Annotated in this window: 19 protein-coding genes and 3 pseudogenes; 6 read left to right on the forward strand and 16 right to left on the reverse strand. The window is 59.4% G+C overall.

Annotated elements, in window-relative coordinates; all coding sequences use genetic code 11:
- Nucleotides 1-392 precede the first annotated feature (392 nt).
- The 7 genes from DDE13_RS17945 to DDE13_RS17975 form a co-directional block, all read right to left on the reverse strand.
- Nucleotides 393-1,847: an ATP-binding protein gene (locus tag DDE13_RS17945; protein WP_111405631.1), complete on the reverse strand. Its 1,455-nt coding sequence runs from the start codon at nucleotides 1,845-1,847 to the stop codon at nucleotides 393-395.
- Nucleotides 1,848-1,913: 66 nt separating this feature from the next.
- Nucleotides 1,914-3,137, reverse strand: coding sequence for a retron St85 family RNA-directed DNA polymerase (locus tag DDE13_RS17950; RefSeq protein ID WP_111405632.1), 1,224 nt, complete (start codon nucleotides 3,135-3,137; stop codon nucleotides 1,914-1,916).
- Between the two features lie 185 nt (nucleotides 3,138-3,322).
- Entirely contained in the window at nucleotides 3,323-3,634 is a 312-nt protein-coding gene (locus tag DDE13_RS17955) for a hypothetical protein (RefSeq protein WP_111405633.1), read from the reverse strand.
- Nucleotides 3,631-4,230: a hypothetical protein gene (locus DDE13_RS22990; protein WP_162631075.1), complete on the reverse strand. Its 600-nt coding sequence runs from the start codon at nucleotides 4,228-4,230 to the stop codon at nucleotides 3,631-3,633. Before DDE13_RS22990 ends, DDE13_RS17955 begins: the two co-directional genes overlap by 4 nt.
- Nucleotides 4,227-7,679 (reverse strand): class I SAM-dependent DNA methyltransferase, encoded by a 3,453-nt coding sequence (locus tag DDE13_RS17965; RefSeq protein WP_111405635.1) that lies wholly within the window; start codon nucleotides 7,677-7,679, stop codon nucleotides 4,227-4,229. The genes DDE13_RS22990 and DDE13_RS17965 overlap by 4 nt, the downstream gene beginning before the upstream one ends.
- A gap of 6 nt (nucleotides 7,680-7,685) precedes the next feature.
- Nucleotides 7,686-8,261, reverse strand: a complete 576-nt coding sequence (locus DDE13_RS17970; RefSeq protein WP_111405636.1) for a hypothetical protein — start codon at nucleotides 8,259-8,261, stop codon at nucleotides 7,686-7,688.
- Complete coding sequence (locus DDE13_RS17975; RefSeq protein ID WP_111405637.1) at nucleotides 8,261-8,695, reverse strand: helix-turn-helix domain-containing protein; 435 nt, start codon at nucleotides 8,693-8,695, stop codon at nucleotides 8,261-8,263. Before DDE13_RS17975 ends, DDE13_RS17970 begins: the two co-directional genes overlap by 1 nt.
- 177 nt (nucleotides 8,696-8,872) lie before the next feature.
- On the opposite strand from DDE13_RS17975, the gene DDE13_RS17980 reads away from it, so the two are divergent.
- From DDE13_RS17980 to DDE13_RS17995, 4 genes and pseudogenes are all read left to right on the forward strand, one after another.
- On the forward strand, nucleotides 8,873-9,091 hold the full coding sequence (locus tag DDE13_RS17980; RefSeq protein WP_111405638.1) for a hypothetical protein: 219 nt from the start codon (nucleotides 8,873-8,875) through the stop codon (nucleotides 9,089-9,091).
- Between the two features lie 216 nt (nucleotides 9,092-9,307).
- Nucleotides 9,308-10,414: a tyrosine-type recombinase/integrase gene (locus tag DDE13_RS17985; RefSeq protein ID WP_111405639.1), complete on the forward strand. Its 1,107-nt coding sequence runs from the start codon at nucleotides 9,308-9,310 to the stop codon at nucleotides 10,412-10,414.
- A gap of 235 nt (nucleotides 10,415-10,649) precedes the next feature.
- Nucleotides 10,650-10,763 (forward strand): annotated as a pseudogene (locus DDE13_RS23740) (hypothetical protein); the annotation flags it as partial.
- 52 nt (nucleotides 10,764-10,815) lie between these two features.
- Nucleotides 10,816-11,088: pseudogene (locus tag DDE13_RS17995) on the forward strand (integrase core domain-containing protein); the annotation flags it as partial.
- Between the two features lie 39 nt (nucleotides 11,089-11,127).
- On the opposite strand, the pseudogene DDE13_RS18000 reads toward DDE13_RS17995, so the two are convergent.
- Nucleotides 11,128-11,298, reverse strand: a pseudogene (locus DDE13_RS18000) (transposase); the annotation flags it as partial.
- A gap of 153 nt (nucleotides 11,299-11,451) precedes the next feature.
- On the opposite strand from DDE13_RS18000, the gene DDE13_RS18005 reads away from it, so the two are divergent.
- Nucleotides 11,452-11,775: a hypothetical protein gene (locus DDE13_RS18005; protein ID WP_111405640.1), complete on the forward strand. Its 324-nt coding sequence runs from the start codon at nucleotides 11,452-11,454 to the stop codon at nucleotides 11,773-11,775.
- 115 nt (nucleotides 11,776-11,890) lie between these two features.
- On the forward strand, nucleotides 11,891-12,253 hold the full coding sequence (locus DDE13_RS18010; protein WP_162631077.1) for a hypothetical protein: 363 nt from the start codon (nucleotides 11,891-11,893) through the stop codon (nucleotides 12,251-12,253).
- Nucleotides 12,254-12,397: 144 nt separating this feature from the next.
- Here the strand turns inward: DDE13_RS18010 and DDE13_RS18015 are convergent, their stop codons facing one another.
- From DDE13_RS18015 to DDE13_RS18050, 8 genes are all read right to left on the reverse strand, one after another.
- Entirely contained in the window at nucleotides 12,398-13,165 is a 768-nt protein-coding gene (locus tag DDE13_RS18015) for a heparan-alpha-glucosaminide N-acetyltransferase (protein WP_111405642.1), read from the reverse strand.
- Nucleotides 13,149-13,751, reverse strand: coding sequence for an SH3 domain-containing protein (locus tag DDE13_RS18020; protein WP_162631078.1), 603 nt, complete (start codon nucleotides 13,749-13,751; stop codon nucleotides 13,149-13,151). The genes DDE13_RS18015 and DDE13_RS18020 overlap by 17 nt, the downstream gene beginning before the upstream one ends.
- Before the next feature lie 32 nt (nucleotides 13,752-13,783).
- Complete coding sequence (locus DDE13_RS18025; protein ID WP_111405644.1) at nucleotides 13,784-14,800, reverse strand: L,D-transpeptidase; 1,017 nt, start codon at nucleotides 14,798-14,800, stop codon at nucleotides 13,784-13,786.
- A gap of 109 nt (nucleotides 14,801-14,909) precedes the next feature.
- A complete protein-coding gene (locus DDE13_RS18030) occupies nucleotides 14,910-15,218 on the reverse strand; it encodes a hypothetical protein (RefSeq protein WP_111405649.1) in 309 nt (102 codons plus the stop codon).
- Nucleotides 15,219-15,292: 74 nt separating this feature from the next.
- Complete coding sequence (locus DDE13_RS18035; RefSeq protein ID WP_111405645.1) at nucleotides 15,293-17,275, reverse strand: alpha/beta fold hydrolase; 1,983 nt, start codon at nucleotides 17,273-17,275, stop codon at nucleotides 15,293-15,295.
- A gap of 64 nt (nucleotides 17,276-17,339) precedes the next feature.
- The gene (locus DDE13_RS18040) at nucleotides 17,340-18,671 is read right to left on the reverse strand and encodes a PDZ domain-containing protein (protein WP_162631079.1); all 1,332 of its coding nucleotides are present in this window, start codon (nucleotides 18,669-18,671) and stop codon (nucleotides 17,340-17,342) included.
- 9 nt (nucleotides 18,672-18,680) lie between these two features.
- Nucleotides 18,681-19,034, reverse strand: coding sequence for a hypothetical protein (locus tag DDE13_RS18045; protein ID WP_111405647.1), 354 nt, complete (start codon nucleotides 19,032-19,034; stop codon nucleotides 18,681-18,683).
- Between the two features lie 48 nt (nucleotides 19,035-19,082).
- Complete coding sequence (locus DDE13_RS18050; protein ID WP_162631080.1) at nucleotides 19,083-20,300, reverse strand: SH3 domain-containing protein; 1,218 nt, start codon at nucleotides 20,298-20,300, stop codon at nucleotides 19,083-19,085.
- Nucleotides 20,301-20,710 lie beyond the last annotated feature (410 nt).

The raw sequence follows: 20,710 nt of genomic DNA on the forward strand, positions 1-20,710 counted from the left end.
ACCAGCGCTCCAGCGTGATCTGCGCTGAGAATCAGTAGGTTAGGAATTGTTCAGGGCGAACCAAGAAGGCGCGCGAGGTCGACAAGGCGTTGGAGGGATTGAGAACAACGGTGCCTGATCCTCAAAACGGTTCTTTCGCTTGTCTTGGAAGAGACGATCAAGAAAGGGACAAGAGCGACAGCGCCTAGATTTAGTGGCTCAGCCTCCGGACCACCCACATTTTGTGCAGACGGAGCTGTGTCAGTGTTGCTCAAGCTGATTTTGCTGTTCAAGATCAAGACACGATCAAGAAATCCAGCAGCCTGAAAACGTAGCCAAGCAATTGATTTTGCTCATGCTATCCGAGGTATCATCAAGTCATACAGATGAAAAATCAAGAATGGATCAAGAAACTACGCCCACCAAGGATGGTAACCAGCGCGTGGGTGGTCCTCGTCCGCGTACTTGATAAGTCCTGCCTCCAAGGCCCTCTTCAAGACCCCCGAAGCTTGCGCTGCATTTCGGGTATCAATTCCAAACCTCTGGCAGAGGGTTGTGTTCTTCATGCGTTCACCAGCCATAAACTGTAAAACAGCATGAAAATAACATGCACGAACTCGTTCCTCACCGCTCATTTCCGCGAAGGTTCTGGGTCCATACATGACCACTTGCATTGACGTTTCATTGGCCTTCAATAAAGGTGCTGGCAGCTGGAAGACCTCAACCTCCCGGAACACCTTGTCCAAGCCGCTTCCCTGTTCTTCACACATACCCATTCGCCTCATAAGCGAGGCCAAGGACTCATTCCGGGAGCGCGGCGGTAGATCAATCATGCGATCAGTATCAACAAGGGGTGCGCCTGGGTTCGTGATTTCGATACGGTCCTCAAACAGCTCAATTTGTGGTCCCGCCCCGGTAATGGTCATGTCTTGGTGAATTAGGGCATTGGCCACAAGTTCACGGATCGATAGTTGCGGAAACAAAGGATGCTCTTCCCGAAGGGCTTGTCCGATAAGCTCATTCTGCGGGAGCAAGCCATTGATATACGAAAGAAGCCCCTCGAAACCAGACGCATAGCCCTTCTGACCGTCTCGGCGATGCGAAACAACCGCCGTCCGATCAATGCCATTATAGCGAACAAAGCGAACAGCTTTTCGCTCAAGACTGCCCCCAAACTCTCTGAGATCAATTGCAAACAAGATGGCACCCAAGTTTGTAATGTTCCAGCGACTGCCTACGTCTTTCTGAATAAGTCGCTCACGCGAGAGCTTTTCTAGAATGTCATCGCGATTAGTTGGCAGTTGTTGGCGCGTAAGCGAGAAGTAAGATGGGTAGTCCAGCAATCGCAGTACGTCGTCAGAAGACAAATAGTTCACAGCAATGCCTTGTTCCCAAGTGTAAGGCCGCATCTTCTCAATCAATGCCTGATATCGGCTAGCATCGTCAGAGAGCTTCGGTGTCGCACTACCTATGCGAATATATGGAACGCTTTCAAAACTTATCGGTGCCATCGTCGGAGCAGGAATTTCCAACAAGACAACATTTCCGTCCGGATGTGCAACAGATCGAAAGTTCAACGCTGGAGCAGGACTGAGTCTTTGACGCAACCACAGTTCGAATACCTGATTGCCGACCTGTTTCGAGAACGGGTCGAAAGACGTACCGATAACGTTGTGGGAGCGGTCCTCTATTCCCCAAACCAGAAAGGCCTGATCTTTACCTTCCAGCCGAGCTGAGTTTGAAAGAGCGGAGATTAATTTGCCGATCTTAACTTCGTCAGACAAATTGCTCTTGAACTCCAGCCACGGAGTCTCCACGGGGTGAGAGCGCAACTCATTTATTAAGTCTATATCACGTTGCGTATTCACATATTTCTCCGAGAGGTGAATTGGTGTTCGTAAAGAACGCGGTCCAATTTTCTTGCATTCTGAGCGCTATAAATTCTCCGATGCCCACCGTTCGGCGGTATGCCGCTCAGTGACATCGATCTTCCTGAAAGCCCCTTGAAGCCTCTTCTTAACGGCAGATTCAGTAGTCCCCAACCGCATTGCAATTTCGATGTTTGTTCTTTTTGGCGCAAGCTGAGCTAGCACCTCTGCTTGTCTTAAGGTTAGCCCACTAGGCAAGACCGGGCTTTCCCCCCTTCCAACAACAGTATGCGATTTCGCTTCAATAAGCCCAGCAGCATCCTTCGAAAGTTTGAGCATCTGAATACTTTCGGGAAACTGAGCTGCCATACCTAGAATCCCTTGCAGATAAGCCAGTTCGCGTCGTGTTAACCTCGTAGCTTGACTGAAGCGGTGAAGTTTGGCTCTGGTGCGTTTACGCCAAACGCGAGATGGCTGCATCTTGTCGTTGATGACAACACCCGTGACCTCCATCCGTCCTTCGAATCCAGAAAACCTGGTTTTCTCCGGCTTCAGCTCGAACCCTGCTTGTTCAACTTCTTGCTGCACTGAATCGAGAAATGCCGGCTCAATTCGTTGCTGTGAGCTGAAAGTCAGATCGTCCGCATATCGCGAGTATCGGTGGCCTGCCTCGTCGGCCAAACGTGACAGCTGCTCATCCAGTCCGCGTAGAACCAAATTGGCAATTGCCGGGCTTGTCGGCGCGCCTTGCGGTACACGGTCATCTAGGCAGCACAACTCTGCCAACATTTCCGCTACATCTTCCTTGTAGCCGAGCGAGACGAAGATTTCACGCACCTGGTCAATCGTGATCGATGGGAAGAACTGCCGGATATCGACATTGAGCACATGCTTTGCGCCAAGATGGTACTTGGCATTCTGGACCGCGCTTCGCCCAGCCACAAAACCGAAGACGTTCTCAGCGATCTCCACATGGTTCAGGATGTTGTCCAAGATCCACCACTGGATGACCTTGAGGTAGGTCCGTGGTGTATCGATGTCGCGCTTGGTGCCATCCTTCTTCTTCAAAGGAAAAGAACGATAGTGTTTCCTGGGCCGACGGCGGATTGAGAAAATAGTCTTCGGGCTGATTCCGAGGAACAGCGGCAATGCTCCCGTGGTCGGTATGGGCGGTAGCCCAAGCTCTCGGAAGCGCGCAGTTTCGTCGTCAGGAAAATTACCTGGTTCCGCCCGAAGGATTTCCTCTAGGTGCGCAAAGTCTTTGGGGAAGTAGTATGAGCGAGTTGGCATCTACAGCAACTTCCAGTCTCTGAAGCGAAGACTGCCTTGAGCGCGCGGCCTAAGTCCAAGAGGCATTTTGGCCGAGACCTTGGGCAAAATGCCTCTTGGACTTAGGCCGCGAGCCCCTTCAAACCAAACCTGAACAACGGCTCGCCGAAGCAGCGAACAAGCTGAACGCGATACCAACTCGCACATTACTTGTACCTCCTACGCTGGGCTTTCATCAAGAACAAACGCCGGTTGTCGATGGAGCGCTCAAGGCCTTCACGACGCACAACCTGCTTGCCCGTAGGTGTCATGAAATACACACCGCGCCTAACCGCCGTGACCAAACCATTCTCTCTGGCGTCCAAGTGCGCTTCGCGCAGTTTTTCGTTTTCACTTAGCCAGTTGGAAAGCTCCTTCCCCAGAAGTTTGGACGAGAATTCTTCGATATCCTGAATTCTCGCGGGCTGAATAACAGCCAAGATCGAAAGGTAGGCAAAGAGCGGGTCAATGGTTTTCATCGTCCAGTTATCCTTCTGGCGGCTCTTCTCCTGGCGCGAGCGGTTACAAAAGGCTCAACGTGGGTCCAGCAAAGGTCTTTGTCCGCGTAGTCAATGAATTCGACGCTGGCGCCGTTCTCTCGTGCCTCAATGATGGGCCCTGTGTTCATATAGTTTTCATGGGTTTGATACTGGGCATCGACGATGACCAGCATCTTCCTGCAAATATCTTCGTCATGGCAAAACGATCCAAGTTCAAGGAAGCTTCCGGGGCTGCTTGGCAGCATTACTACGGCGTCGGTTCTGCGCGATTTTGCGTGATCGAACTCGGCCAGGGCTGCATTGTTTTGATCGCCAAGTAATGGTGCAGTTGCACCAATCAATTTCTCATACTCGCCCAGCGTTACTTGCCAGCCAGCGTTCGTGAGCTTGTGGAAAAGGAAATAGCGCAACACCGCGGCGGTGTTGCGCGAGCTCTTTCGAGGTGCTTTGTCTGTTCTAATGAACGGCCCGGCCAAGAAGGCCACCCGTTCCAAGCCGGATGCCCTTTGCGCATTTCTAAGGAGTTCTTCATCAAGCAAACGCTCGACAGGCAGAGGCGGAATGTTTCCGGTCACGCCGCATACCTCCCCTCTTCAACCTTCTCGGCCTGTCCCAGTGCCGCCAAGCTATCCAACAATGGCTTCACGCTGGTCGTCCGCGCTCGCATGAACCGTCGGGCGATTTGGTCGGGGGTGGCTTCGCCCATTTCGGTGAGCGCCTCGCGGACGGCGGCGATCTGGTCGGGAAGGGTTTTGGGCCAGGGGGCTTTTTCGACCTTTGCCGTGACGCCGAGGTCCATGTCCTTGGTCTTGCCTTTCGCGGCAACGCGGCCTTCGGGGTTCTGGTAGTCGGGGCGGAGCCAGCGGATATGGCCGCGCGCTTCTTCCTCGGCGCGTTCCTTGTTCAGGGCGACGAGGCGGAAGAGGATGTCTTCGTCACTCAGGTCCACGGGCCAGCCATAGGCCTCGGCCACGGCGGCGTCGATCTGGTCGTGCAGGTCCTTGAGGATGCCGATCAGGCCCTGATCGTAAATCTCGCGGTCCTTGCCCGCGATGGTTTCCCCGGCGCGGAGTTTTTCCAGCACGTTGTACATCTGGGTCAGGGTCAGCTTGGGGTGCGCGGCCTGCTGGCGCTTGCGGTGGGCGTCGAGCTCTTCCCCAAGGGCGCGGAGGCGGGTGCGCTGATCGTCGGTGAGGTCGGGGAAGGGGAAAGGTTCAAAAATAAGGGAGTTATTGTAGCGTGGATCATTGCCGACACCCAGTCGAGCACCGGCGGCAAGCGCCCAGACCACGTGTGCTCTAGAACTCATAACCGCCATTAAATTGGCATCGGAAAACGCAAATGAGATGCACCCTTGATCTGCTATCAAAGGTTTTTCTAGGCGGGTGAAATACCTATGCTTGGCTGTCATGGGCGTAACAAAAAAGCTGTCAAGCGCAGCCATTGCCGGACGCATATTCCGAGCTGGATCACCGAGCACCCACCAGTTTTCTCTTCTCCACTGGTTGTTGTTCTCTGCGCGCTCCAATCTGGTTGTGTCGTAAAGGTGCTGAAATAGTTTGGGAAATCGCTTTCTGACCTCGCCCTCTTCGTAGCCAAGCAAGTCGATCACAAAATTCTTTTGGGTACCCGAAACTACATCACGGCCATTAACTACAGGCTTGATCTGCTCGCCAACAACAATTTCATCACCTAGGCCAAGCGACTTAGCTTTCTCCTCGGAAACTGAAAACCCGGCTCCGAACATGTAAATTCCTCGGAATGCAAGGGCCTTATTCGAACTTAGGGGTTTTGCACTCAGTACATCCGGTCCAATTCGTAAGTTCGCAAAAACCTTTCCGACTTGATGATCGAATGTAACTAGACGCCCATCCGCCTCGCTCTTCTCCTTGCTCTCCGTCGCCAGTGTCAGCAGACGCCCGGCCCGGTTACCTGCCCCGGCAACCGTCATGGCGATCCGAACGGCTGCGTCGCCAGTTTGAGCCTCGACCCAAGGGTGATCCGGGATGGCGAAGAGCAGCGAGAGCGGCTTTTTCGGATCGTTCAGATGCGGCTCCAGCACGCGTCGATTGAAGGTCTGGCGCAGGGAATTGGTGGTGATCAGGCCGAACCGGCGCGTGCCCTTGCCCTTCTTCGCGTCGTAGGCCCGTGCGGCGAGCGCCGCCTTTTCCCACCAGAACATGACCAGATCGGCGCTTTGCGGCATCTTGGGATAGGCCGCCCACAGCGCCTCGACATAGCCATCGCCCAGATTGTCCCGCAGGCGTGACGCCCCGATGAAGGGCGGGTTGCCGACAATGAACTCCGCGCGGGGCCATTGGGTCGGTTTCGGCTTGGCATAGTCATAGACCTGCACCCGCGCGGCGGGGTCCGGCACCTCCTCCCCCGTCACGGGATGGCGCATGGTGGTCACGCCGTCCCAGCGGGTGACGGGGTTGCCATCCGCATCCATGCGCGGGGTGCGGCCCGACCATTCCAGCACCGCATCAGCGTTGCGGATGTTCTTGAAGTCGCGCAGCACAGGCTCTGACGGGGCGGCGGCGCCATAGGTGCGGTAGTGCCATTGCAGGTAGCCGATCCACAGCACCAACTCGGCCACATTGGCGGCCCAGGGGTTCAGCTCGATCCCCAGAAACTGGTGCGGGTCCACCGTGATCAGCGGGCGCGTGTCGCCCAGTTCGATCATCAGCGATGTGACCTCACCCTCCAGCCGCTTCATCATCTCAAGCGCGACGTAAAGGAAGTTCCCCGACCCACAGGCGGGATCGAGCACGGTGGTCTCGCACAGTTGATGGTGGAAGTCGCGGACCAGCTTGAGCGCCTCGTCGGTCTTGCCATCCTCGGTCAGGCGCTGGACGGCGGTCTGTACATCGCGCCAATCCTCGCGCAGGGGTTCGATGATGGTGGGCGTGACCAGCCGCTGCACATAGGCGCGGGGCGTGTAATGCGCACCCAGCTTGTGGCGCTGGCGCTTATCGAGCGCGCGTTCGAGGAGAGTGCCGAAGATCGCCGGTTCGACCTGTTTCCAGTCGGCCTCGGCAGCTTCGATCAAAAGATCTAATTGCTGGTTGTTGAGCGGCAACGCAGACGGGTCCTTGAATAGGCCGCCATTGAACCGTTTGACTTTGGTCAAAAGCGCGTGGGCGTATTCGCCTTTGTCCATGGCCTGCCACAGCCCAGATAGCGCATACTCGGCATCTTGAGGGTGTCCGCGCAGCTTTTGCAGTAATTCCTCGAAACTGCCGCGCGGGATCAGTTCGACATCCTCTGAAAACATCGAGAAGAGGCAGCGCATGAGGAAGCTGGCCACCGTCTTGCTGTCGTGCCCTTGGCCTTCAAAGCTCTTGCCCAATTCGGCAAGGTGAGCGGCAATATCTCGCGTGACTTCGGCGGCTGTGAGGGAGGGGTCGAGGCTGTAGGGATCGGTCCAGATCGTGCAGAGGAGATCGCGGATTTCGTCCTTGCGCAGGTCCTCGAGGTAGACCCGGTAGCGATTGCCATCCGGGAACTGGTTGTAGCCCTGCCCCTGTTTCGAGAAGTCGGCGTAAAGCTCGATCACATGACCTACGTCGACGATCATCAGGAAGGGCGGCCAGCCATCCTCGCGCGCGACGGCGCGGGCGTAGTTATCGGCCTGATTGCGCGCCTTTAGCATGGTGTCGTCCCATGCGGCGGTGCCCCGGACGCCGTGGCCGATACGCTTCTGGCTGCGCGCGGCGGTGCCCTTGGCCAAATCGGCGGCGCGGTTCTTTTTCTGATTCACGCCCTGCTTGGTTTCGAGCACGAAATGCCCCGCGCGATAGGCATCGATGAAGCCCGTGGTGCGCTTGTGCGTATGGGCGAAGGTGACGGGCCTTTCGAACCGGTAATGGTCGTTGCTGTCGTCATCCGTGGCCGGGTTGGGCCGGTCGAGGCCCAGCAATTCGGTCAGCTCAATCACGAAGAGCTGGTAATTGGCATGCTCGCTGCCGCCGGTGTCTTTCCAGCGGGCGATGAAGGCATCGATCTGCGGGGCGTTGCTCATGCGGACTCAGGTACTTGTTACGGGCGCGCGGTCGATCAGGAACTGCTCGAAGGTGGCGGCCTGCAGCTCTTGGGCGCTGGCGTTGCGCTTCGCGTTGATCATGGCCTGGATGAGGCCGAAGAGGCCGTAAATGGCTATTCCGGGAAGCATCCAGAGCCAGATCGTGAGCGGTCCGGTTGCGCCGTAAAGGAACGCGTGGAGGAAGGGCCAGACGATGAAAGGCAAGCCTGCCAGTGTTGCGAGCCTGAGCGGTTTCAGTTTGCGCTCCGCTGCCGTCGAGAGACGTTCATGAGCATCGGCGAGGCCACGTTCGTAGGCGAAGTATTCGTCTTCGATCTGGCCGACGAGGTAGTGGCCGCAACGGCAGTGTTCTCGGGTTATGTATTCGACCTGCCCGCAGGCTGCACAGCGGATCGCGTTGGCACTGTCAGCGCTCGGGCGAAGGGCCTGTTTGTTGCGCGACCTGCCGGAGTCTTCTTCTGTGCCGCACACACCTTCCAGCAAACGTTCGACATCCCGGCCAAGCCGCAATTTGCGCGGGCGCAGGTTCATCACATCATCGGGGAATTCTTGATCCAACATCAGCTTACAAGCCTCAAAACACTGTCAATTCTCGTGGTATCCGGTGCCCCGCCATCGGCGGCCAAGGCATCGGTGTTCAGGAACTCATCGAACAGGAATTCGATGGCATCCCATTTCTTTTCCGGGGTCACGGATAGGTCGCGATCAATGATCCGCCGCTCTACGGCTATCCCGATCTTGCGATAGGCCGCCGCGATCTCTTCATGCCGACGGTTCTTGCCGTCTTCGGTGTCACCCTCCAGCATCCAGAGGGGGTCAACGTCGAAGGCCGCGTAGATTTCCAAAAGCAACTGCGCGGTCAGATCTCGCTGGCCACGTTCGTAGTTCTGATAGGCGCTTCGGCTGATGCCAAGCTTCTGCGACATCTCCTCTTGGGAGAGACGCGCCATGTTCCGTACTGCCGCAAGGCGATGTCCAAGGCCCGATACAGCCATGTTCAACTTTCGTTTGTATTTGTGTTGACCTCATTCGTAGTCAAATATATCAAAGTTAGATACGAACGATGGCGACACGCTTGATTCATGCAGATTCAGCGTAGTTTTGTTTCATTCTGAACGCAAAACGATTTTCCCCGCCTCAGTTTGTAAGCAAACGGTTTGATGAGGCGAAGCATGGAAAAGCTGCTGGAAACCCCAAAGGAACTGGCCGAACGGGTGGGCATCCCAGTGTCCAACATCCGCTATCTGATCCGCGAAGACATGCTGGATCACATCTTCACCGCCCCCGGAAAGCGGAACCCGAAGATCCCGAGCGGGGCGTGGGAAAAGTATGTCTCGCAGTTCACCGTCACGGCTGCTCCAAAGACTGCGCGCAGCGGCCGGAAAGGATGAGGCGATGATGAACACGGAACATGCGGAGCAGTCCCAGATCCTCACCATCGGGAAGACGCCCGCTCAGTGGGTCGAGATCATGGCCACGCACGGGATCGATATTTCGGAGCGGACGCTGCGCGAGAAGGCCAACGACACCGGCGCGTTCTTCCGGCTGGGACGGACCATGCTGATCACTCCCGCGCAAATTGACACCATCTTCGAGGAAGGACAGGCATGCCGCTCGAAATCTACAAGCGTGGCTCCGTCTTCTGGGTCAAGGGCTGGGTCGAGTACAATGGCCGACCGATCGCCGGTCCATACCGCCAAAGCACGCGAGCGACTACTGAAGCTGGCGCGCGGGACTGGATAAACGACGAAACGCAGCTGCAGATCCGCAGGCACCTTGTCGGGGAAGAGCATAGCCTGCGGTTCGCTGATGCGGTCAACTTCTATCCGGCAACCGCCAAAGATGCGCGGCAACTTCTGCCGATCCTGGACCTGATCGGGGATATGCCGCTGGGAGCGATTACCGGCGCGCTGCTGAAAAGCCTTGGCCGCAAGCTGAAGCCGAATGCCTGCACCGATACCTGGTGGCGCGAGATCGTGACCCCGGCGCGGGCAGTCATCAACCATGCGCATGAGCACAAGGGGACGCCGCATCTGACGGTCAAACGCTACGACAAGTTCGAGCGGATCGCGCAGGACGAGCGGCGTGGCAAGACAAGTCGCATCGAACGCACCCCAGCGACGCGCGACTGGATCGAGGCGTTTTGCGCGGAGGCTGATCCTTACAACGCGGCCTTGGCCCGTTTCATGTTTGAGACAGCGGCCCGGATTGACCAAGCGATCTCGATCGAACCGGGCGATCTGCGACCAGCATCCTACCAAGTGAAGATCAAGGCACAGAAGGGTCACCCTGAAGGGTGGATCACCGTCTCGCCGCAGATGATGGCCGAGCTAGTGGCGCTGAAGCCTAAGCGGCCCAAGAACCTCAAGACTGGGCAAGTGCTGTCGCCTCGCGTCTTTGGATACGGAAGCTCGACCGGCTACAACAATCGCTGGAAAACAATCTGCAAGCGCGCGGGCATTCCTTACCTGTCCGCCCACCGCGCCGGGCGGCACGGGTTCTACACCGAACTGGTGGTACGGCAGGGGGTCGATCCCGTCACGGCGGCCAAGGCAGGGCGATGGTCAGACGCCACATTGCCGATGCGAATTTACGCCCATGCAGAGACAGACGAGGCTGCAGTCAGGGCGCGGTTTCGTACAAACCATGCACAGGTGGCCCCGGTTAAGAAGCGTAAGCACAGAAAAACAAAGAAAGATCAGGAAAATGAATGAATCCCTCCTAAGGGGCAGGTTGCAGGTTCGAGTCCTGCCGGGGTCGCCATTTCGACCGATCTCGCACAATGTATTCTTTTGCCATTGGTAGTTTCCCACCGGGTGGTGTAGACGGCCGCGCGCGGAGCCATTCGGGGTAGCGCAGCGCGGGGCCTGTCTGGCGACCACCCCGCTTCTTCGTAGTCTGAGGTTGTTCAAGCCGACGACAACGAAGGAAAGCACGATGACCGAGACCATGATCGACCTTCCGGGCGTGATCGCCAAGAGCGATGACGCGGATTTCCTGCGGGAGCTGATCCAGGATGCCGCGCAGCGGCTGATGGATATCGAAGTGGCCGCCGTGTGCGGTGGGGGCCACGGCGAGCGCAGCCCGGACCGGGAGAACCAGCGGAACGGTTACCGGCCCCGAATACGTCAGTTCAACGCTCATGACCTGGGCCGAGAAGCAAGGCATCGCCCTGACCTACGTCCAGCCCGGCAAGCCACAGCAGAACGCTTATGTCGAGCGCTACAACCGGACGGTCCGGCATGAATGGCTGGACCTCTACATCTTCGAAACCATCGAGGAGGTGCAGCAGATCGCCACCGAATGGCTATGGACCTACAACAACGAACGCCCCAACATGGGTATCGGCGGGGTTACACATGCCATGAAACTGAAAATGACCGCGTAAGTTCTACAGTCGCGCCCCGTTAAAACGGGGAGGATTTCCCCTCAGCCGCTTGGCATCGGACAGGTCCATTCCGCCATACTTCGCCTTGAGCTTGTAGAACGTCGCCGGGCTCAGCCCATGTTTGCGGCACATCTCGACCGTCGGCATCCCGGCCTCTTGCTCCTTGAGCATCCCGATAATCTGCGCCTCGGTGAAACGGCTTTTCCTCATCTCGTCTGCTCCTTCAGGTTGGGCAGACTCTACATCGCGGTGAGGGACTTTCCGGGGGGCAGGTCACAGGTCATGCGAGGTTTTCCCTTTTTCTCAGTTGAACGTTCGCCGAAGATGACACCACGGGTCCAACAAGAGAGAGAGAGAGAAGCAATGAACTTGAGAACCTATGCCACGCTCGGCCTTATTGGCCTGAGCCTTCTCGCGGGCTGCGTTGAAAACGAAGGCTCCACGGTCACGCCGGCTGTCGCCGGTGGAGATCTGAATTCCACCGCCGCCAACGCCTGTCGTGCCGCCATCGCGCAGGAGACCGGCCGTCCCGTATCCGATGTGGCAGTTTTCGACGTCGTCGAGGGAGAGGCCGGTATCGGCGTTCGGGCTACCGTCGCAGGCGCCGACGCACCTTGGTCCTGCCAATCGAGCCCCTCGGGTCAAGTGGCCGGGGTCATGTATACCGGCAGCGAAGGCTCGCTCTGAACAGGTTCCGTTGTGTTCAGTTGCACTGCGTCGCCGCTCTCCGGTGGCGGCATAGGCCGGGGATCATGTTCCTGATGATGACTAAGGCGCCGCAGGGGCCAAGACCCCTACATCCATGACAAGCGCTCTGTCATTGGTTTGCAGACTGGGAGCGGCCCTCTGTTTTCTGGATGCCCTGCTGATCATCGGGAGCGCGCTGTCTCGCGGAAACGCACAGACGGTCGTCGTCAGTGTCGTGGTCGGATTTGCTTATGTCGCCGTGGCAATCATCGTTCTGGCACTTGGCCGGGCCTGTCGCAGGATCGCCGCTGAAGAGGCTGTCTTGCGCGGGCAGATCAACACGACCGGGCTACGACACGCAACAAGAATGCTGGCCGGGTGGCTCCTTGTTGCGCCGATTGCGGCTGCGACGATCGCTGCGGCAAGCCTTTTGGCGATTTATCAGCGATTGTCCGAAGGCTTTGCCGTTTTCGGATAAGCCACAGAACAGGACGGACTGTGCGGTTGTGGCTCCAGCCGGGACTGGTCTGGATCACTCTCGCACGAGGCGGGCGCGTCGGCATGCGCAGGATACCGGCTGTTTCGAGTTGCTTCCAAGCGACCCCGAGGAGTTCCCTTGCCACTACCTTAGCAATTGCGCGGAGCCCCAGACCAATCCGAGCAGAAGCGGCTGGTGCAGCAGATACACCATCAGACTGTGCTGGCCGGGCCATGCTGCCATGCGAAGCCATGGTTTCGTCGACCAACTAGACCTGGAAGATTCGCTGGGAAGCAAGCGTGCCAGGGCCATGCCAAACAGAAACGGCGCAAGCCAAGGCACGAGCGGGATGAAGTCGAGCGAGGGCTGGGCCGCCACGCTCAACCCGGTCCAGACGAGCCACTGGCTTTGCAATATGCCGGGTCCGACAAATCGATCGATCGCAAGAACTGCAAGGCCGGTGAAAAGCGCTGCCATGGCCGGGACATGAAGGAAAAACACCCCGATCAGGCTGGCGGCTGCGATCGCGTGCAATATGCCAAAATATATGAAGCGCGTCGGAAAGACGGCAAGCGTGGCAATCGTCACGAGACCGGCGGCTCCGCAGATGATGACGAGACGGCGCGCCCAGGCCCTTGTCCTGAAACCGCCCCGATGTGCCAGAACGAAGCTCAGGCCGGAGAGGAACAAGAAGCTCCCGGCCACGAGGCGCGCGAAGGTCGCCCAACCGCCTGTCAGGGTCGTTCCGGAGGCGATGAAGCCGAACACCTCGAGGTCACGCGTGAAATGAAATACGATCATCCCAAGCAACGCCACGGAACGCGCGATATCCAGCCAAAGCAGCCTGGATTGAGAAGCTGACCCTGGCGCCACGTTCCGGCTGTCGCTGCCAGTGTCAATCGTATGCGACATCCAGTTTCCAGTTGCCGCCATCGCCATCCATGTCAGCTATTCGGATCAGAAGTTTTCCGCCTTCGGGCAGCAGCACCGCCAGTTCGCTTGTGCCGCGGCCGGAGGCGAGAGGCGCGGCATCCTGCGAAAAAACCGAAGTGCCGATGGCAGCGGCAGCCTTGAGGGTGACCCCGACCACGGTGTCGGCAGGAGGAGACAGCATGAGGTCAAGAACTTCGCCCTTTTCCAATGTGCCCGCATAGGTTCCTTCGCCCCGGTTTTCGATCCGGCGGTCAGACGGAATTGCAGTACTCTCGAGGGCGAAAGGATCGGCACCATACCAGGCCACGAGAAACCGTGCGGCAACCCAGCCCTCCAGGCTACCGTCCGCCAGTTCGACCTCGCACCAGCTTTCATCCCTTCCGGCCTCGCACGTCACGCGGCGCAGAAGCGTGCCGTCGGCCAGGCGCTGCAACCGGTCTGCGTCCGTGGTCGGTCCCGCCCGCATGTTCACGGCTCCGTCGATATCGACGACGACGAAGTCCGTGTCCGGGAGATGAGTATCGGGGTCCTGACCGCCGGACTGCGCCAGGGACGCGCCCGACATGGCGAGTGAGGACAGAAGGGCCGCGAGCAGTCTCATGGACCTACAAGGCGCTGCGGCGGGCGAGGCGACGTGAGTTGCTCGCCCGTCAGTATCACGAAATTTTCGCCGGACTGTCGGTCCGGTGTCGCGGCGAGATCGGATACGACGAAAGTCATCCCTGGGTGCAAGCGTTCGGCAATATGGGCATTCGCCCGGAAAGACAGACGCAGCCGGTTTAGAACCTGTTCCTCGGGCCAAAGCGGGTGCGTAGGATCGGGATGATGCGTGACCCCCATCCAGCCCAGACCGCCGTCCCGCCGTTCCTTCAACACGAGCACATGTTCACCCAATGGGCGCCCATCGGGGATCGCGATCTCGTCTTCCATGACCTCGCGCCCGTCCTCCATCACGATCAGGCGCCGGTCTGCTGCGGTCGCCAGTACGGTGGTGATCGGGTAAGGCTGTTCGTTGATCCAGTCCGACGGATGGGAGCGCGCCTCGAGGCTCTCAACGGCCGTCTCGAGTTCCTGTTCGGCGAAGGTCTGCAGAACAAGTCCGGGGTGCACGAGGTCCCACGGGTCGTTGTTGGCACCGGAGATAATCACGGGCGATCCGATATGCGTGACCGTGAAGAGCAACCGCGAGAATTCCATCGGCAGTCGCACGCACCCGTGCGATGCAGGGTACCCCGGCAGGTTTCCGGCATGGAGAGCAATTCCGTCCCATGTCAATCTGTTCATGTTGGGCATCGGCGCCCCGCCATAGGTCGAGGACCGATGGTCGGCATCTTTCTGCAGGATGGTGAAAACACCGGTCGGGGTCTCGTGCCCGCTCTTTCCGGTCGAACAGGTGGATACGGCGATCCGGACACCATTGCGATAGACGTGCACCCGCTGCTCGGGGATCGACGCGATCACGGCAACCGCCCCTTGCGGAGAACGCTCCGGGCGCCAGGTGAAGTCGCCCGGAAGCATGTTCGCAATGTCGATCCGGGCTTCTTCCGCCGTTCCGAGGCGGGTTGCCGCGAGCGTCGCGGCACTTGCGGCGAGGAGACGACGGCGGGTCAGCATTCACCTGACCCACGCGACGCAACCTGAACATCGGTGCCGTCAACCCGTTTCACACCCGCCGCGACTGCGAGCGATGCGGCTTTGCAATGGCGTCCCGCTCGCGCCATTGTCAGCAAATTCCCGAAGGAACCATGGTCACGGACTCGTAGCGACCGTCGGCGGAAACGATGCGGGCGCAGGCGCCCGTGTCCCGATTGGACCAGTAGGCTGTCAGTCCTTCGGTACGAGCAAGCTCGTAGCCCAGATTCTGAAGGCCATTCTCGGCCTGTCCGGCACGTGCGCCCTGGAATGACGAGATGTCCGTCGAACTGCCGACCGCGGGCTGCACTTGTGCAGGCGCCGTCTCGCTGGTTTCGACACATCCGGCAAGGATTGCGATGCCGACAAGGCCGGCGCAATTTTTTATGGTGATTTTCATGTTCCGCATTTCTCCGTTCCTTGGTTTGAAAACTTGTAAATGAGCACCGCTTGCTTGCTTCCGACCACCACCGCCTAGGGAAGTGTTGCGTCTGGAAGCTCGAACTGCGGAGTCAGGGTTTCGACACAGGACAGGTCCAGCTCCGCACCCGGGTCCAGGATGAACTTAGCGTTGATGTCGCGTCCGCATTTCGAGTAGAGCGACGCGCCATGTCCAGAGTTGGGATAGATCACGACCTGGGAAGTGCCGAGCGTTTCCGCAGCTAGATGAGACCATTTCCACGAGGTCTGGGTGTCGTTCGTTCCGCCGGCGACGAGCACCGGGACATCCGAGACGACAGGCGTCTGGAACCCCTCCCGGGGGGCCGGCTCGAAAAGGTCGCATACGGTGTAGATGCTTTCCAGCGCCGCCCGCCCTTCCTCTCCGGCGATCACATCATAGGGAAACTCCGACACGAGCTTCGCGCCATTCTCTCGGGAATTGAAGGGGAAGTCCTCCTGGCAGGCATAGATGCGAAGCCCCATCAGGTTTTCGATGGTACCCTCGTACTGATCCATTTCCACACTCGCTATGTCGAAGGTCCGTGCGATGTCGTCCTCGCTCATCGCATTGACCAAGCTCATCAGCTCTGTCTGGTCGGGTCCATGGAAATGCGCGAGGATCCAATAGCCGATGGCGGCACGGGACGGTTCGCCCGCTTGCATCCGGGCATAGCCCTGAACGGCAGCCGGAATCTCGTCTTGGGAGAGTTCCCGCAACGCCTCTGACGCCCGCTGGTCGAAGGCTTCGGCCACCGAAACCGCCACCGTGCCCGCGACGAGATCGTGCTTGAGCTGGGCCATCACCGCCGCGACGCCTTCGGCCTGGTCCGACATGCTCTGCGCGGATTCGAGAACCGAGAGGGCCAGCGCGCGTTCGTCCCCGCCGAGAGTGGCGCCAGCCGGGCCCAGCAGCGCCGCCGCGCTTTGCGGGGCGCCGGCGTTCTTGCCGTAGGTCGACATATACCAGTCGAAAGTGGTGGGGTCGCCCTCGGCCAGCTCATGGATGATACGCGGCAGATACCTGGTCAGGTCCTTGACCCAGGTTTCGCTGAGCTTGGTGCGCTGGTTGATGGTGTTGTAGAAAAGATCGGCATCGATGGTCGGCATGCCGCGCGCCGCGGGGATCGGCGTTTCGGTCAGGACCGTGTCCAGGTCGATGAACGTCTGTCGGAGATCGGGATAGGCCTCGGCGCAGGCCGACTGCGCGGCGCATTGATCGAAGAGCGCTTCGATGGAATCGGCATGGGGGCCGAACAGATCATCATAGAGATGAACGTTCGGCGGGGCGACGCCGTCGATGATGACCGACCGCACGCCCTCGGGCGCGGTGCGCAGCACCTCCAGCGCGAGGCGGGTGCCATAGGATATCCCGAAGATGTTGTATTCCGGATAGCCGAGCGCAGACATCAGCGCGCGGACGTCGCGGGCGTTGTTCTCGGTGTTGTAGGCGGGCAGGTCGGCGCCACTGGCATAGAGCTCGTCGATGCAGGGCTTGAAGAACGCACCGAGATCGAACGGCTCCTCGCCTTCGGGTGTCGGCGCATTCTCCACGGTGCGGACCAGGCCCACGATGTTCTCCGCCATCGTCGCGTTGCAGCGGATCGTGGTCGACGAGAGCATCGAGGCGCGCTGGTCGAAGGTCACCACGTCGCGATGCGGCCGGTGATCGCCCAGAATGATGTCGGTCGAGGCACCGATCGCGGACAACGCACCCCCAGCCGGTCCGCCATGCAGATAGACGATGGCATCGTCGAAAGGGTTGGTCGAATGTGCCCGCCCGAGCGCGAACTCCAACGGGATGCGCCGACCGTCAGGCGCGTCGTAATTCTCTGGCACGCTGACCGTTCCGCAGATGATCGTCTGACCCTCGATGTCGAGCGGGGAAGTTGTCTCCGGGCAGGCATCGACGGCGACGGGATAACGCGGATCGAAGCCGCCCGCGCGCAGCGTGTCGAAGGCCGGATCGGGTTCGGCCATTAGTAGGCCGATTGCGGCGATGATCTGGTCGGGCGTCATTGTCCGTGTCCCTTGCGAAGCGTGTCGCGTTGTCCGGAACGCAGGGCCCGGACAGGCGTGCGATCTACTCCGGGCTGTCGAAGAACCCTTCGAGCATGCCGGCATCGTAGCTTTGGCCGGACGCCGTCGTGACCGTCTCGAACGGCGCTTTCCTCAACTCGCAGAACGCGTCGGCAGAAATGTCGGTCACATCAGTTCCGTCGATCGCGGTAACGACCTCGCCCAAGGTCAGGCCCGCCTCGTCCGCCGGCCCGCCTTTCGCGATCGATGTCACGGCGAGGTCATCGCCGCGGAAGCCGACTCCGACCGAAGCCGCGCCCGGAAGCGGCACGCGGTCGCCCTCGAACAACGGGTCAAGATACATCGTCTGGGTCGACCAATCTAACGTCACGACAAAATTCTTCAGGAACGACGCGCCCATGTTGCCATCGGTGGTCGGTGCGAGGCCGTCACCCACGACTGCGGTCGTAAGAAGCGCGGTGTCGCCGAACATCATCGGAACCGTGAGCCCGGCCAACGCCGTGTCGAAATCGCCCCCCGCGCCGCTGGAGATGCCGGCGGCCACAGGCGCATCCTCGGGTAAACTGAGCCCGACCTTTTCGAGGGCGTCGGCGTTGATCGTCAAGGGAACGCCGCCGCCGGTGTCGACGATGAACACAAGCTTGCCGTTGCCCAAGCCCAATTCAACCCATGGCGTTGGCGAGAGCCCGTCCTCCTTGATCGTGAACGGAAGTACGATGGCATCGGCGATGTGGTCGATCTGGTCGACAGTCGCGGCCACGGTGATCTCTTCGTTTCCGTAGTGGATCTGCCAGACCGCATTGCGCATGGCCTGCGATCCGATAAGTCCGTTGCGCGTGATGCAGTAGAACGGCCCCTCGGTTGCCCAGTTGACCCCACCCGTGACGTCGGTGATCCTGAGTGCCCCACCTATGGTGACGGAGGGAAACTTCACCATGGGTGACCATTCGATGACACCGCCCCCGGCGATGGTCACCATCTCGGTGACCACCTCGCCGCCATGCGCATCGCCGATCTTTTCCGTCACGAAGGTCGGTGCGCCGGTATCCAGCATGAAGGGCCGCGCGACGCCGTCACCGAAATCGACATCGACGACGATCTGTTCTCCTACCATACGAAACGGGAAGGTGATCGGCAGCGCATCGGCGTCGATCAGGTTCACGGTGGGCAGGAAGGTCGGCAGATTGGATTGAAACTCGAGAAAAGCCTCGAGTTTCTGCTTGTCCTCTTCGGACATGTCTTGCGACGCGGCGGGCGTGGCTGCGAGGAGGCAGGCGACAGCTGCGGCGTGCAGGCCGGAGCGTCGATGGCCGAAAGGACTTTTCATGATGGTGATCCTCCTGAGATCATTGGCCGAGCTAGAGAGTCGCTCCAAGACAGGACCTCACAAATCAACGGTGCCGCCTCCGAGGCCGTCGACAGCATAGATGACCCGGTCGGGTGTCGCATCCGGGCCGTAGACGACGGTCGCCGTGCCCTCATTTCCACCGCTGCAATCCAGATCCGAGAGCTCGGTCGCTCCCGCGGCGGCGACATCCTCGAACACAGCGGTGCAGACCGTACTGCCCCGAGTCAGCACGAAGGTGTAGCCGCCGCCCGAACGCGCGCTCACGCTTCCGCGAACCGATCCCTCCGCGGTGTCATTGCCGGAACCGGTCTGCACGCTGCTGCTGCCGCTGGTTTCAACACAGGCGGTGCAGGTGAGCGCGATAACGGCAGAGGCCACGATATGTTTCATTTTCTGGTTCTCCTTGGTTTCATGATCGTTGCCACGCCTTCAACATTTCTAGCGATGAAACCGCGCGACGCTTGCATCGGATAAGGCGATCTGGTTGCCCGAGCAGGTGCTTCCTGCCTGGAGTTTGTTCCCCGCCGGATTGTAGAGAACGGTGAATCCGCCGGACCAGCTGACCTCGACCTCGCCGGTCGGACGCATATAGAGATCTGGCGACACGCTGCTGCCCGACGGCACGAACACGCCCGGACCGGAAGCCGCCGACCCGGCACCTTCGCGCAGGAAACGTCCCGAGACCCAGGCGTCGTATGCTCCATCCGGCGTCTGGACGTGGCACCAGCGCGTCTGCCCCTCGCGCCGGCAGCCTAGGTTGCGCAGCGACTGCCCGTTCGCGACGCGTGCGACGATGCTGTATTTCGTGGACGGTCCGGTCCGCATGTTCAGGTAGTCGCCGGCGGGCACATCGTAGACTTCCCAGAAATCCGGGCCGCCCGCCTCTCCGTTAGCGAATTCGGATGCCGGCACCGTCGGCGACGGACCCGATGGCGCTCCGGACTCGCGAAGATACCGTCCGGCGACCCAGCCCGACACCAGGCCGTTGCCCGATTCCACGTGGCACCAGCGGTCATCGCCCGTACCGCGGCAACCGAGGTTCCGGAAGACCTGCCCGTTCACGACGCGCGCGATGACCGATTGCCGTGTCGAGGGCCCGCTGCGGACATTGAGATGATCGCCACCCGAGACACCGGTGACCTGCCAATAGTCTGGCCCGCCGGCATCCCCGTCGGCAAAATCCGCCGCCTGGACCGAATGGCCCGCACCACCGATATGCACCGACAGCGAGAAACCGGTTCGCTCGTCCCGCCGCGCGGCAGACCGCATCAGGTAGACGCGGATCACCCAGTCGCCGCTCGAGGGAAGAATGTCGTCGAAGTGATTGCCGGCGACATTCCCGATGTGGATGGCAGCCGGGTTGTCGGCGGGCAGCACGTTGAAATAGGCGCTGGGATTGTCGACCGCGAGATCGACCACCATGCGCTGCCCGCCTCTGGCGCCCAGGACATAGTCGATGATTTCGTCGCCAAAGATTTCTCCACGGATGACGGTGCCGGACGTTCCCGTGGAGAAGGACACGCGTTCCGTGCGGATATTCTGCGCGCTTGTCTCCACTGTCGCTAGGAGCAACGCGAGTGTTGCCAATAGGGCGGAGAAACGGACAAAAGGTCGATGGAGCGCTTGTAAAATCGGCAAAATTTTCAACAATTTCATTGGCATACCCTCACCAGTCGGCCCGAGGATTTCACGATTGAGCGAAGGTTCTCCAAGCATCCCACCTCCAGGTTAACGACGAGGTTTCAGCTCAGCTATCCGAAATGCGCGGGCTCCTATCCGAATTGCGCAGAGCTTCAAGAATCGCGTCAAACACAGAAAGTTCATGCAACTCCGGTCACGAAAAAGTCTCGCGGCGCGAAGGAATGAGCGGCAAGCGGAAAACGGTCTGAATTCCAATCTTCCCGCTTCGATCCAATGTTTTGCGTCGCGCTGCGCAGGACACGGCGTTGTTGCAGAACTCTGCCGTCTGAGGATTCACAACGCGAATCCATGCGTTTACACGGCTCGCATGAGCAAGCCATCTCCCGCCCGCTATCGCACGACGAACTGGTCCAGCTACAACGCGT

The sequence above is a fragment of the Meridianimarinicoccus zhengii genome, from assembly GCF_003254465.1.
Lineage (GTDB): Bacteria > Pseudomonadota > Alphaproteobacteria > Rhodobacterales > Rhodobacteraceae > Meridianimarinicoccus > Meridianimarinicoccus zhengii.